Genomic DNA, 13,222 nt, shown 5'->3' on the forward strand with positions numbered 1-13,222 from the left:
ACCAGGTGTTCGCCGACCTGCACCCCGACACCCACATTCCCGCGCAGGGCGCCTACTCCGGCCACCCCCGGCCGTACTGGCTCGACACCACCGAGTGCCCGTGCAGACCGGCGGCAGCCCCGCGGTGCCTTAGCAGCCCCCGTTTTCCACGCTACCGAAGGGGACCGACAGGTTTTTCGGCCGACACTGTTCAGCCGGCCAGCGCCGGGGCGATGTGCTTGGCGAACAGGTCGATGCCCGAACGGTCGTACGCGGCCTCCGGGAAGTTCAGGATCGCGTACGACATGCCGCGCTTGCCCAGGGCGGCGAGGTGCTCGGCGACCTGCTCCGGCGTGCCGACCGTCGGGCCGCTCGCGAAGGTGGCGATCGCCCGCTCGGCTTCCTCAGCCGGGACGTACTTTTCGTAGTGCGCCTTCAGCCAAGCCACCTTCTGCTCGACGTCCTTCTCGGTCTCGCCCAGGACGGCGCTGACGTTGCCCGAGCGCACGATCGCGTCGAAGTCGGTGCCGACGTCCTTGCAGTGGGCCGCCAGGATCTCCGACTTGCGCGTGAACGTCTCCGGCTCGGGGAAGAAGTTCGTGTAGCGCGCGTACTTCGCGGCGATCCGGAGCGTCTTCTTCTCGCCGCCGCCGGCGATCCACAGCGGGATGCCGCCTTCCTGCGGCGGCAGCGGGCGCAGGATCGCCCCATCCGTCCGATAATGCTTGCCGTCCAATGTGGACGTCCCCGTCGTCCACAGGTCCCGCATGATCCGGACGCCTTCCTCCAGCTGGCCGAGCCGCTCGCCGGCGGACGGGAAGCCGTAGCCGTAGGCCCGCCACTCGTGCTCGTACCAGCCGGCCCCGATCCCCATCTCGACCCGGCCGCCCGAGATGAGGTCGGCGGTCGCGGCGACCTTCGCCAGGTAAGCCGGGTTGCGGTACCCCATGCAGGTGCACATCTGCCCGAGCCGGATGGTCTCCGTCGAGGCGGCGAACGCCGAGATCAGCGACCACGCCTCGTGCGTGGCCTCCTCGGTCGGGACCGGCACGGTGTGGAAGTGGTCGTAGACCCAGATCGATTCGAAGGGGCCCGCCTCCGCGTGTTTCGCGAGGCCGAGCATGGTCTTCCAGTGGTCCGCGGGGTCGATGCCGGCCAGGTCCAGCCGCCAGCCCTGCGGGACGAACATTCCGAAGCGCATGCCTACAACTTAGCTTCGCTCAGCGTCGAGCGCGGCGTGATTTCCCGGCTGGAGCAGCTCCAGCTCAGGCGCCGGTGAGGTGGTCGAGCACCGCGTCACAGAGGTCCTGCAGGTGACTGCGGTAGGCCACGCGGTCGACGTCACCGAGCCGTGGGTCCCCCGGCTCCTCCGGCTCGAGCGCCGACCCGTCGCCGCGGACCGGTGGTGGCGGCGGCACCAGCGGGGGCCCGGCCGGGACCGGCGCGGCCGCCGTCTCGGCGTGCTCGGGCAGCACCGGCTGCAGTTCGGCGAGCCTGGCGGCCGCCTCCCGGCAGGCCGCTTCGGCTGTGCCCGCCGCCTCGACCCGCTGGACCTCCAGCCGCGCCAAGCCGTCCGACAGCGGCTCGTGACGACGTCGCTCGCCGAGCTCCGACAGGGTTTCGGCGTAGTCCTCCAGCGCCCGGGACGCGAGACGGTGGGCGTCAGCGGCCGAGCTCAGCTGCTTGGCGAGGCGGCCACGCGCGTCGGTGAACGCGTCGTGCGCGGCTCCCACCCACCCTTCCGGCAGGAGCAGCCGCACCTCGGTGTCGAGCTCGTCGAACACCCGCGCCAGCGCATCGAGCCGAGCCGCCTCGCCCCGCAGCAGGTTGACGGTGCCGGGATCCCAGGTCACGTCGACGGCCCGCTCAGCCGAGCCCGGCCGGGCCGGACAGCTCCGGTGCCCCGATCAGGCCGATCGCGTCGAGGGCGTCGGTGTCCCGGTCGGCGTAGAGGCGCGCGGCCTGCTCAAGCCGGGCACCGAGCTCGCGCGCCTCCCCCAGCAGGAGCACGGCCGCGCGCGCCGAGGCGTCCTGGAAGTCGTCGAGGGCCCGGGCGAGCAGCACATCACCGGCCTGCTCGGCCTTGGCCGCGTAGCGCAGCTCGGGGCGGGCCGCGGACTCGGCGGCCAGGGCACCGAACCGGTGACCGGCGGCGCGCAGCAGCACGGGGTCGGCTTCGAAGCCGTTCATCACGGGACCGTCCTTCGTGGTCAGTTCGAAAAGCCGCGAACCAGCTCGGCGATCAGCGACGGCGGGATCGAGAACGCGCGCTCGGCGCCGGTCCCCCGGCTGCTGCTGGGGTTGAGGAGCAGACCGGAGGCTGCGCGGTGGGCCATCGCCGCGAGCTCACGGCCGGTACCGGTCAGCGACAGCGGCCAGTGGCAGCCGACGGTGTCGCGGTAACCGTCCAGCCCGCCTTGGTCGCCGAAGGCGCACAGCCAGGCGCCGCGCGCACCGAGGTCGACGACCATGGGCTCGTGACCGGCGTTGGCCGGTGCGCACCAGAACCGGTCCAGGAACCACCGGAGCACCCCGGCCGAATCGAGGTGGAACCCCTCGATCGGGCTGCTCGGGATGGCCCGTGCGGGGCCGGCCGCGAACCGGCCCTCGGCGTCCCGGATGTCGGGTTCGGCGAGCGGGCGCCGGCGGATCCGGAGGCTGACGAAGAGCTCGTCGCGGAACGGCTTGAGATCGCGCTGGAAGCTGCGGGCCGAACGGCCGAGCAGGTTCTCCAGGCGAGCGGCCAGGTTCCGGTCCAGCGGCACCGGCTCCACGTTGTAGGCCACGTGGACGAGCCGCTCCAGCTTCGGTTCCGGCTCGACCATCGACCGGAGCACTTCCATCAGGCGCAGGTAGACCACGGCGCAGACCCGCTGCGCGGGATCGGCGTCCCCGATGCCCCAGAATTCCCGCAGCTCGGGACCGAGCGCCTCACGCAGGCCGGAAACCCGGACACCCGCGTTTTTGTGCAGCTTGCCCACCGCATTCTCGACGCGCACGCGGGCTTTGGGATCAAATCCCTCTGCCGGCCGGTCCTGCCCGGTCATCGCCCTCCCCTGCCTCCACAATGGAGCAGCATCATAAAGGATCCATGATCCGGATAGGCAAACTCTTTACCCGCGCGCGTCACCTGCGGAAACTCGCCACCACCTGCACTTATGCCAGGTTCTGGCCAAATTCATGACACTTTTTCGCCCGCGTTCCGCCACGAAGTCGACAAATCTGTTTTCCGACTCCCAAACCGTACGGTCGTCCTTGACTTGTTTCTGACGAAACCGCAGATCAGCGCACTGTGAATGGATCAACGCCCGTACGTTTGGTTTCAACGGCGCGTTCCCAACCGGCCGTCCAGCACCCGGGAGGACCACAATGGAATTGATCTTGATCGCGGTTTTGGCCTTCCTGGTCGGCAGCCTGGCGACCGCGCGAGTCGCGGCCTGGCTACCGCGTCCCAGGGAGAGCGAAGCCGGCCGGGTCGCCGAGCTCGAAGCCCGGCTGCAGGCCGTCGAGCAGGCCTGGCGCACCGGCCGGCCGGTGCTGCCCCCGCCGCCGCCCGGGCGGCGGTGGTGAACTCAGGCCAGGACCACGCGCGCCAGTTCCGCCGGAGTGGCCAGCAGCCCGTGCTTCGGCAGCACCCGGACCGTATACCCGATCGCCCCCGGGCGCGGCAGCTTGACCCGGGCCACGAAGGCGCCGATGCCGTCGCCGTCCATCGGGACCGTCACCGTGTCGCGCAGCTCGTCGTCGTCGCCGACCCGGCCGACCACCGCCTGGATGTCCACTTCGGACGGATCGAGGGCCGCCAGGTCGATGCGGGCCCTGATCGTCACCTCGGTGCCGACGACCAGCGGCTCGGTCGCCGCCACCAGCAGCTCCGAGTCGAAGATCCGCACCCGCGGCCACGACACCTCGAGCTTGGTGCGGTAGTCCGCCAGCGACAGGGCGCCGCGGTAGCCGTCGCCGATGGCCGCCGCGACCGTGCGGGACGCGGGCAGGTAGCCGTGGTCGACGTACTCGCGGACCATCCGGGACGCCTGGACCCGCGGGCCGAGCGTTTCCAGCGTGTGCCACACCATCGACAGCCAGCCGGTGGGTACGCCGCCGTCCGAGCGGTCGTAGAACAGCGGCGCGATCTGCTGGCCGAGCAGCTCGTACAGCGCCGCGGCCTCCAGGTCGTCGCGGCGCAGCGGGTCGGTGACGCCGTCGGCGGTCGGGATCGCCCAGCCGTTGCTGCCGTCGTAGCACTCGTCCCACCAGCCGTCGCGGATCGACAGGTTGAGCCCGCCGTTCAGCGCCGACTTCATCCCCGACGTCCCGCACGCTTCCAGCGGCCGCACCGGGTTGTTCAGCCAGACGTCGCAGCCGCGGTAGAGGTAGCGGGCCATCGACATGTCGTAGTCGGGCAGGAAGACGATCCGGTGCCGGACGTCCGCGCCGTCGACGAACCGGACGATCTGCTGGATCAGCTGCTTGCCGTTCTCGTCGGCCGGGTGCGACTTGCCGGCGACCACGACCTGGATCGGCCGGCTCTCGTGCAGCAGCAGCGTGCGCAGCCGGTCGGAGTCGCGCAGCATCAGCGTCAGCCGCTTGTACGTCGGGACGCGGCGGGCGAACCCGACGGTCAGCACGTCGGGGTCGAAGACCGAGTCGACCCAGCCCAGCTCCAGCGGGGACGCGCCGCGCTGCAGCCACGCCGCGCGCACCCGGCGCCGGACCTCGTGCACCAGCTTTTCGCGCAGCTCGCGCCGCAGCGCCCACAGCTGGGCGTCGGAAACGCCGTCGCGCAGCGGCCCCTCGCCGACGTCGAGACCCCATTCACGGCCGAGCAGCGTGCTCAGCTCGCGCGCCACCCACGTCGGGCCGTGGACGCCGTTGGTCACCGACGAGATCGGTACCTCGTCGTGGTCGAACCCGGGCCACAGCCGGGAGAACATCTTCCGGGTCACCCGTCCGTGCAGCTGGGAGACGCCGTTCGCGCGCTGCGCCAGCCGCAGGCCCATGTGCGCCATGTTGAACAGCCCGGGGTTGTCCTCGGCGCCCAGCGCGAGCACCCGTCTCGGGTCGATGTCCGGCACCAGCCTGCCGTCGTTGAAGTAGCGCTGCACCAGGTCCACCGGGAACCGGTCGATGCCCGCGCTGACCGGCGTGTGCGTGGTGAACAGGGTGCCGGCCCGGACCGCCGGCATGGCCTCGTCGAAGGCGAGGCCGTCGGCCTGGACGATCTCGCGGGCCCGCTCCAGCCCGAGGAACCCCGCGTGTCCCTCGTTCGTGTGGAACACCATGGGCTGCGGGTGCCCGGTCAGCTCGCAGTACTTCCGCACGGCGCGGAACCCGCCGATGCCCGCCAGGATCTCCTGGCGCAGGCGGTGGTCGGCGTCGCCGCCGTAGAGCCGGTCGGTGACGCCGCGCAGGTCTTCGTCGTTGGCCTCGGTGTCGGTGTCGAGCAGCAGCAGCGGCACACGCCCGACGCGGGCCTGCCAGATCTGCGCGCACAGCTCGCGCCCGCCCGGCATCGCGACGCCGATCAGCGCCGGCCGGCCGCCGGCGGTCAGCAGCTCGAGCGGGAACGCGTTCGGGTCGATCACCGGGTAGTGCTCGACCTGCCAGCCGTCGAGCGACAGCGACTGCCGGAAGTAGCCGTTGCGGTAGAGCAGCCCGACGCCGACCATCGGCACGCCCAGGTCGGACGCGGCCTTGAGGTGGTCGCCGGCCAGCACGCCGAGGCCGCCGGAGTAGTTGGGCAAGGCTTCGGTGACGCCGAACTCCATCGAGAAGTAGGCGACCGCCGGCGGCAGCTCGGCGTCGTCACGCTGCTGGTACCAGCGCGGCTCCGACAGGTACTTCTCCAGGTCTTCGGCCGCGGCCCGGGCGCGCTCCAGGAAACCGTCGTCGACGGCGAGCTCGTCGAGCCGGGCCGGCGGCAGCGCGGTGAGCATCCGCAGCGGGTCGCGCACGGCGTTGAACAGCTCGGCGTCCATCGACGCGAACAGGTCGCGGGTCGGCGGGTGCCACGTCCAACGCAGGTTGGTGGCCAGCGCACCCAGGCCGGAAAGGGACTCCGGGAGGCTGGGGCGGACGGTGAACCGGCGGACTGCACGCATGGGAAGCGACGATATCGGGCCGCGGGCTCCCCTGCGCAGGGAGGACTTCGGGGATTACGTGCACACCCGGCGAATGCCCTGGGTAGGGTCCTGCGCGTCGGGGTACCGGGTGGGCACGAGAGCGAGTGGACAGAATGATCCGAGGGGGAGGACGGCGGGCGCTGATCGCGTTGCTCGCCGTCGCGGCGGTCGCCGTGACCGGGTGCACCGGGAAGAGCGGCTCGGGCGGCGCGTCCGGCACGGACACCGGCGCCGGAAGCGTGGCCGGGCTGCCGGTGACGCACTTCGAGAGCGGCCTCAAACCGGACGCGCCGGCGCCGGGCGTCGACGTCCGCAACGCCGACGGCGGGGAGGACGACAAGCTCGCCACCGCCGCGATCGACGACGTCCAGACCTACTGGGGCGAGATGCTGCCGTCGAACTTCGGGCAGCAGTTCCAACCGGTGAAGTCGCTGCTGTCCTACGACTCGCAGACCGACACCGAGAAAACCGGTTGCGGCAGCGTGAAGAAGCTCGTGAACGCGTTCTACTGCTCGGCCGACGACTCGGTGGCGTGGGACCGCGGCGTGCTGCTGCCGATGCTGCGTCAGCGGTTCGGGCCGATGTCGGTGGTCGTCGTGCTGGCGCACGAGTTCGGCCACGCCGTCCAGTTCCGGCTGGGCGACAAGGCCGGGATCACCAAGAGCACCCCGACCGTGGTGAAGGAGCAGCAGGCCGACTGCTTCGCCGGTGGCTACTTCCGCTGGGTCGCCGAGGACAAGAGCAAGTTCTACCGGGTGTCGACGTCCGAAGGCCTGAACCAGGTGCTGGCGGCGATGTTCCTGATCCGCGACCAGGCGGGCACCAGCGCCGCCGACAAGGGCGCGCACGGCACGGCGTTCGACCGCACGTTCGCGTTCCAGGCCGGGTTCGAGAAGGGCCCCAAGGAGTGCGCGGGGATGACCGCCGAGAACGTCAAGGCCCGGCTCACCGAGCGCCCGTTCGACAAGGGCGACACCGGCAAGGGCGACGCGAAGTTCGACGACCGGGCCGTCGACCTGCTGAAGAAGAGCCTCGACGAGGCCTTCAAGGGCGCCAAGGTGGCCGCGCCGGAGATCACCGACGGCGGCAGCTGCCAGACCACGCCGCCGGCGTCGTACTGCCCGGCGGACAACACCGTGAGCATCGACCGGGCCAAGCTGGCTCAGCTGGCCCAGCCGATCGACCGCGAGGCCGAGATGAAGGGCCAGGACCCCGGCGGCATGGGTGACTTCGCGGCCTTCTCGGAGGTCGCCGCCCGGTACGCGCTGGGCATCCAGAAGGGCGTCGGCGCGTCGATCGACAACGCGAACGCGGGCCTGCGCACGGCCTGCCTGGTGGGCGCGTGGGCGGCGTTCACCAACCGCCCTGGCGACCTGCGCCTGTCGGCGGGCGACCTCGACGAGGCCATCGCCGACCTGCTGCAGCCGGAGAGCCTGGTGTCGGCGGACGTCAACGGGAAGCGCCCGGACAGCGGGTTCGACCGGGTCGAAGCGCTGCGGAAGGGCTACCTCGAGGGCTCGTCGGTCTGCTCGAAGCAGTACGCCTGACCCCGTTGTTCACGAAAAGGGGCTCCCACCGCGGTGGGAGCCCCTTTTCGTGCGTTCCTAGTAGAGAGCGCTCGCCAGGTCGCGGCGGGCCTTCATCACGCGCTCGTCGGCCGGGTCGAACAGGTCGAACAGCGCCACCAGGTGCTCGCGGACCCGGTTGCGGTCCTCGCCCGCCGTGCGGCGCACGGCGTCGATCAGGCGCTTGAAGCCCGCCTCGACGTCGTTCTCCGCGATGTCCAGGTCGGCCGCGTCGAGCTGGGCCGCCAGGTCCGCCGGGTCGGCGTCCGCCTTGGCCCGCGCGTCCGGGTCGGCACTCTCCGCGCGGGCGGTGAACTTGACCTGGGCCAGGGCGTTCTTCGCCAGCTCGTTCGCCGGTTCGACGTCGAGGATGCGCTCGTACGCGGCCTGCGCGGCCGCGAAGTCGCCTCGCTCGAAGGCCTCTTCCGCCTCGGTGAAGCGCGGGTCCTCGGGCTCCTCGACCGGGCCGCCCGCCCCCTCCGCGTCCCGGATGCCGGGCAGCTTGTCGCGCAGGGCGTCGAGCAGCGAGCCGATCCACTTGCGGATCTCGGGCTCGGGCAGCGCGCCGGAGAAGGCGTCGACCGGCTGGCCGCCGGCGATGGCGACGATCGTCGGGATGGACTGCGCGCCGAACAGCTGCGCGATCCGCGGGTTGGCGTCGACGTCGACCTTCGCGACGACCCACGCGCCGCCGGACTCGGCGGCCAGCCGCTCCAGCACCGGGGACAGCTGCTTGCACGGACCGCACCACTCGGCCCACAGGTCGACGACCACGAGCTGGTGCAGGGACCGCTCCACGACCTCGGCCTGGAAAGTGGCCTCGGTGACATCGATCACGGCGTCGCCCGACGTCGGCCGCGGCGGACCATCGCCGCCACCGGGCGGGCCGGCGGACGGGGCCGGCTGCCTCTGCGCCGCTTCGGCGCGGGCCTTGAGCGCGGACAGGTCGACCGCGCCGGAAAGGGCGGCGGACAGGGCCGCTGACTTCGCTGCAGATCCGCGTGGTTGTGTCACGGTTCCATCCTGGCACGCGCGCCGCCGCGTTTCACCGGGTGCCCGGCACGTCCGCTTGGCAGGACGGCACCGCTGGGGCAGGCTCGGCCGGGTGCACATCCGGCGTGACGTGAAGGTGGGCCTGTCGATCGCGGCCGCCGTCGTCTGGATCGGCGCGGTGACGCTGCTCATCGTGCACGAACCGGACCCGGGCGCGGCCACGCCCGCCGAACTGCGCGACCGGCTCGCCGCGGCCCTCGGCGGCCACGATTCCGACGCCTTCGCCGATCTCCTCGACTACCCCGGCTCGGGCGGCGACGACTTCGCGAAGGACTACGTGTCGGTGCTCGCCGACCACGGCGCCCACGACGTGCGCGTGGAGCTGGCCCCGGACCCGGCCGCGCCGACCCGCGCGACGGTCTCCGGCGCCCTCGGCGACGGTCAGCCGTTCAGCTACCCGCTGACGGTGACGAGCGAAGACGGCCGCTGGACGATCGCCTTCACCCCGCCCCTCCCCTAGCCGGCCCCGAGTCACGCGTCGCGGAGGTGGGCCTCGATCCGGTCCACCTTGGCTCCCAGCTGGTCGGTGAAGCCGGGGCGGATGTCCGCTTTCAGGACCAGGCCGACGCGGGCCGAGCCCTCCCCCGCGGCCTCGACCGCCCGCTTCACGACGTCCATGACTTCGTCCCACTCGCCTTCGATGTTCGTGAACATCGCGTTGGTCGAGTTGGGCAGCCCGGAATCGCGGACCACCTTCACCGCGCGGGCGACGGCTTCGCTCACCCCGCCGTCGGGTTCCCCGCCGGACGGGCTCACGCTGAACGCGACGATCATGCTCGGAAGTCCCTTCTTCGGTGGTCATTTCCGCCAGTCGTGCGACACCCGCCGGTACCCGCTGGTAACTTCGCGTGTCATGAACCGTCCGCTGCCGTTCGACCCGATCGCCCGCGCGGCCCGGATCTGGGAGGACCGCATCGGGCCCTCCGGGACCATGGCCGCGGTGACCGGGGTCATGCGGGTCCAGCAGATCATCCAGTCCGCGGTGGACGGCGCGCTCAAGCCGCACGGCCTGACCTTCGCCCGGTACGAAGCGCTGGTGCTGCTCACCTTCGCCCGCAGTGCCAGCCTGCCGATGCGGGTGATGGGCGAGCGGCTCCAGCTGCACCCCACCAGTGTCACCAACATAGTGGACCGCCTCGAGCGCGACGGGCTGGTGAAGCGGGTCCCGCACCCGACGGACCGCCGCACGACGCTGGTGGAGATCACCGGCGACGGCCGGGCGCGCCGCGAGGCCGCGACCGAGGCCGTCACCGCGATCGACTTCGGGCTGAGCGGGCTGACCGAGCGGCAGACCGAGCAGCTGACGGACCTGCTGACGAAGGTGCGCCGCGCAGCCGGCGACTTCACCGAGTAAGCGTTCGCGCACGAGAAAAGGCCCGCGCCGGAGCGCGGGCCTTTCTCACGTGCTGGGAATCAGGCGGCGACGGGTTCCTTCGCCTGGAACAGGCCGACACCGCCGTGGGACAGCCGCTGCGGGCCGTCGAGCTTGCCGTTGCGCAGCGCCCACTTCTCGAACAGCCAGGTGAACAGCGGCGGGATGCTCGCGACCAGGGCGAGCACCAGCGTCTTCGGGCGCCAGCCGAGCGGCTTCGCCACGGACAGGGAGATCACCACGTAGAGGACGAAGATCACGCCGTGCACCATGCCGATGACGGGCACGCCGCCCTCGCCGGAGGAGTGGACGACGTACTTGAGGAACATCCCGACCAGCAGCCCGGCCCAGGAGAGGGCTTCGGCTACCGCGGCCACGCGGAACACTAGAGCGGCCTTGCTGGACACTTCTTCCTCCTGTGGGGTCTCACCACGTTTGTTACTGGCATGAAAAAGCCGCCCGACACACCGTCCAAGGCGGACTCGCCGAGAACGTCAACAGCTCTGTCGGACGTGCTGATACCAGTGTGAGGCGTGACGGCCCTCACGGGAACACCGGGGCCCGTGACGGTGCTCACGGCCGCCGTCCACTGTGGTCTGAACCACGGCCGTGAGCATCGGGTCCTCACCCCGCGCAGGGTGACGGCGGAGCGGACGACGGTGCCGTCGCCCACGTCGTTCCCGCGAGGTCCGTGGTGAGGGAGAACTGCAGCGTGGCGCCGTTTTTCAGCTGGTCGAAACCGACGTACCCGCGGTCACTGGACCGCGAGCCGACCTTCAGGCCCGAGACGGCCTGCAGTTTCGAGCCGTCCGCGCCCGGCGCCTGGATCGTGATGTCGCGCCCATTCTCCAGGTGCAGGACGGACGTCGCGAACCGCGGAGCGTTGAGCACGAAGTTCCCAGTACCTGGGACGGCAGGGTACATCCCCAGCGCGCTGAAGACGTACCAGGCGGACATGGTGCCGAGGTCGTCGTTCCCGGTGACGCCGTTGGGCGCGTTCGTGAACAGCGTGTGTGCCGCCCGCACGACCGTCGACGTCTTCGACGGCTGCCCGGTGAGGGCGTACATCCACGGCGAGTGCAGGTCCGGCTCGTTGTTCGGGTTGTAGCGGAACTGGTCGTAGTAGTCGTACGGGCCGACCACCCAGTTTTCGCGGACGCCCGTGGCCGGGTCCTTCACCAGCTCGTCGTAGGCGAAGAAGTCGTCAAGCCGCTTGCCGGTGGCCGCCGGGCCGCCCATCCGCTGCACCAGGCCGGGCACGTCCTGCTGGACCAGCCACTGGTACTGCCAGGCGGTGCCCTCGTGGAAGCCGTCCTGGCTCTGCGGGCTGTAGGGCTTGTCGGCAGGCGAGAACCACGCGCCGCCGAGGACCTTCGGCCGGAAGAAGCCGGTGAAGCCGCGGTCGGTCTGCGTTTCGTCCCACAGCGTCCGGTAGGTCCGGCCCTTCGCCGCCAGCGCCGCCGCGTCGTCCTTCTTGCCGAGCGCCGCGGCCATGACCGACAGCGAACAGTCACCGAGCGCGTACTCCAGGGTGGCCGACGCGCCGTGGTTCGGGTCGGTGTCCTGGCCCTTCTTCGGGAAGTCCGGGTCGTACTGGACGAACCCGTCCTTCTGGTAGCTCGCGTTGCCCGAGCGGCCCTGGAACGGCGACGCCGCGGGCGGGATTTCGCGCGAGTTCTGCAGGAGCGCCTGGTAGGCGTGCACCTCTTCGCCCGAGAGGGCGCCGAAGCGCCAGAGGTCGACCAGGAACGGCGTCACCGGGTCACCGGTCATCGTGTTCGTCTCCTGGCTCGCGTACGCCCACCGCGGCAGCCAGCCGCCCTGGTCGTGGATGGCCAGGATGCTCTTGGCGATGTCGCGTGCCCGGTCCGGCCGCAGCAGCGCCAGGAGCTGGTTCTGCGTGCGGTAGGTGTCCCACAGCGAGAAGAAGTCGTAGTACGTCCAGCCGGCCGCGCGGTGGATCTTCTTGTCGAAGCCGTAGTAGCGGCCGTCGGCGTCGTTCGCGGTCAGCGGCTGCAGCAGCGCGTGGTAGAGCGAGGTGTAGAAGACCGTGCGGTCGTCCGGCGTGCCGCCCTTGATGTCCACAGTGGACAACTCGCGGCGCCAGGTCTTCTGCACTTCGGCCTTGGCCGCGTCGAACGACCGGATGTGCTCCGACGCCAGGTTCACCCGCGCGCCGGCCGCGTCGACCTGGGAGATCGCCGTGCTCGCGGTGACCTGACCACCGCCGCCGAAGGTCAGCCACGCGCCGCGCAGGCCCGCGCCGCCTTCGGACGTGCGGGCGCCGGGCGTGCCGCCGGTCGGCGACCACGTGCCGAACGCCTTGAACGGCTTGTCGAACTTCGTCGTGAAGTACGTCGTGTACGCCTTGCCGCCGCAGAACGCCTGCGACTCCACGGTTCCTTCGACGGTCCGGTCGTCGACGACCCGGATGCTGCTGCCGGTCACCGGTTCCTTGTCGTTGGCCTGTCCGACGTTGACGAAGACGTTGGCGTCATTTGAATGTGACTGCGCGAACGTGTACCGCTCCACGCCCGCGCGGGTCGCCGCGGTCGTCTCGACGTCGACGCCGCCGTACCCGGTCAGGTGGACCTTGTAGTAGCCGGGCTTGCCCACTTCGCCGTCGTGGGTGAACGGCGAGGCGTACTGCTTCTGGTCGAAGGTGGCCGCTTTCGCGGTATCGAAGGCCTTGCCCGGCCCCACCTCCCCGGTCGTCGGCAGCGTCGAGACCAGGCCGCCCTGCTCCCAGCAGCCCGCGCCGGACAGGAAGAAGTGCCCGAAGCCGCGGATCGCGGTGTCGGTGTAGCGGTAGCCGGCGTAGTGCGAGGTGATGGGGCTGACCTGCGTCATCCCGAACGGTGCCGAGGCACCCGGGAAGGTGTTGCCCTCGTCCTGCGTGCCGATGAACGTGTTGACGGCGGCCAGGGCGTCGCCGCCGGACGCCGAAGCGACAGCGGGACTCACCCCCGTCGCCACCACGGCGAGCGTCAACACGCCCGCCAGGACCTTGCTCTTCACTGAACAGCCCTCCGGAGAACAGGAAAGGCCGCCCGCGCGGAACGCGCGCAGGAGTTGGGGCAGCCGTTGAGGTGCACGCTCACCGGCGCGTCGAGGCCGTCCTGGATGTCGGC

13 protein-coding genes are annotated in these 13,222 nt (G+C 71.0%); 4 read left to right on the plus strand and 9 right to left on the minus strand.

Translation table 11 applies throughout. The features are described 5' to 3' along the window. Window positions 1–190: 190 nt before the first annotated feature. The 4 genes from AB0F15_RS43620 to AB0F15_RS43635 all read right to left on the minus strand — a co-directional run bounded on the left by AB0F15_RS43620 (window position 191) and on the right by AB0F15_RS43635 (window position 2,978). Window positions 191–1,180, minus strand: a complete 990-nt coding sequence (locus AB0F15_RS43620) for an LLM class F420-dependent oxidoreductase (protein ID WP_360283577.1) — start codon at window positions 1,178–1,180, stop codon at window positions 191–193. A gap of 64 nt (window positions 1,181–1,244) precedes the next feature. Then, window positions 1,245–1,832 (minus strand): putative T7SS-secreted protein, encoded by a 588-nt coding sequence (locus AB0F15_RS43625; RefSeq protein ID WP_360283579.1) that lies wholly within the window; start codon window positions 1,830–1,832, stop codon window positions 1,245–1,247. A gap of 13 nt (window positions 1,833–1,845) precedes the next feature. Next, window positions 1,846–2,169, minus strand: a complete 324-nt coding sequence (locus tag AB0F15_RS43630; protein WP_360283581.1) for a hypothetical protein — start codon at window positions 2,167–2,169, stop codon at window positions 1,846–1,848. 20 nt (window positions 2,170–2,189) lie between these two features. Continuing rightward, window positions 2,190–2,978: a hypothetical protein gene (locus tag AB0F15_RS43635; RefSeq protein WP_360283583.1), complete on the minus strand. Its 789-nt coding sequence runs from the start codon at window positions 2,976–2,978 to the stop codon at window positions 2,190–2,192. 370 nt (window positions 2,979–3,348) lie between these two features. Between AB0F15_RS43635 and AB0F15_RS43640 the strand changes: the two genes are divergently transcribed. After that, window positions 3,349–3,549 (plus strand): hypothetical protein, encoded by a 201-nt coding sequence (locus AB0F15_RS43640; RefSeq protein ID WP_360283585.1) that lies wholly within the window; start codon window positions 3,349–3,351, stop codon window positions 3,547–3,549. Window positions 3,550–3,551: 2 nt separating this feature from the next. Here the strand turns inward: AB0F15_RS43640 and glgP are convergent, their stop codons facing one another. Then, the gene (glgP, locus tag AB0F15_RS43645) at window positions 3,552–6,080 is read right to left on the minus strand and encodes an alpha-glucan family phosphorylase (RefSeq protein WP_360283587.1); all 2,529 of its coding nucleotides are present in this window, start codon (window positions 6,078–6,080) and stop codon (window positions 3,552–3,554) included. Between the two features lie 134 nt (window positions 6,081–6,214). On the opposite strand from glgP, the gene AB0F15_RS43650 reads away from it, so the two are divergent. Next, window positions 6,215–7,648, plus strand: coding sequence for a neutral zinc metallopeptidase (locus tag AB0F15_RS43650; protein WP_360283589.1), 1,434 nt, complete (start codon window positions 6,215–6,217; stop codon window positions 7,646–7,648). Window positions 7,649–7,705: 57 nt separating this feature from the next. Here AB0F15_RS43650 and AB0F15_RS43655 read toward each other — a convergent pair whose 3' ends face one another. After that, window positions 7,706–8,680 carry a tetratricopeptide repeat protein gene (locus tag AB0F15_RS43655; RefSeq protein WP_360283591.1) on the minus strand — a complete coding sequence of 325 codons (975 nt, stop codon included), beginning with the start codon at window positions 8,678–8,680 and terminating at the stop codon, window positions 7,706–7,708. Window positions 8,681–8,771: 91 nt separating this feature from the next. On the opposite strand from AB0F15_RS43655, the gene AB0F15_RS43660 reads away from it, so the two are divergent. Further along, window positions 8,772–9,179, plus strand: coding sequence for a hypothetical protein (locus tag AB0F15_RS43660; protein ID WP_360283593.1), 408 nt, complete (start codon window positions 8,772–8,774; stop codon window positions 9,177–9,179). Window positions 9,180–9,190: 11 nt separating this feature from the next. Here the strand turns inward: AB0F15_RS43660 and AB0F15_RS43665 are convergent, their stop codons facing one another. Then, a complete protein-coding gene (locus AB0F15_RS43665; protein WP_360283595.1) occupies window positions 9,191–9,493 on the minus strand; it encodes a thiamine-binding protein in 303 nt (100 codons plus the stop codon). A 79-nt stretch (window positions 9,494–9,572) separates the two neighbouring features. On the opposite strand from AB0F15_RS43665, the gene AB0F15_RS43670 reads away from it, so the two are divergent. After that, a complete protein-coding gene (locus AB0F15_RS43670) occupies window positions 9,573–10,073 on the plus strand; it encodes a MarR family transcriptional regulator (RefSeq protein WP_360283597.1) in 501 nt (166 codons plus the stop codon). Between the two features lie 59 nt (window positions 10,074–10,132). Here the strand turns inward: AB0F15_RS43670 and AB0F15_RS43675 are convergent, their stop codons facing one another. Both AB0F15_RS43675 and AB0F15_RS43680 read right to left on the minus strand, forming a co-directional pair. After that, window positions 10,133–10,498, minus strand: coding sequence for a DUF3817 domain-containing protein (locus tag AB0F15_RS43675; protein ID WP_360283599.1), 366 nt, complete (start codon window positions 10,496–10,498; stop codon window positions 10,133–10,135). Between the two features lie 217 nt (window positions 10,499–10,715). After that, on the minus strand, window positions 10,716–13,109 hold the full coding sequence (locus AB0F15_RS43680) for a GH92 family glycosyl hydrolase (protein ID WP_360283601.1): 2,394 nt from the start codon (window positions 13,107–13,109) through the stop codon (window positions 10,716–10,718). Between the last annotated feature and the right edge of the window lie 113 nt (window positions 13,110–13,222).

The organism is Amycolatopsis sp. NPDC026612 (assembly GCF_040638285.1).
Taxonomy (GTDB): domain Bacteria; phylum Actinomycetota; class Actinomycetes; order Mycobacteriales; family Pseudonocardiaceae; genus Amycolatopsis.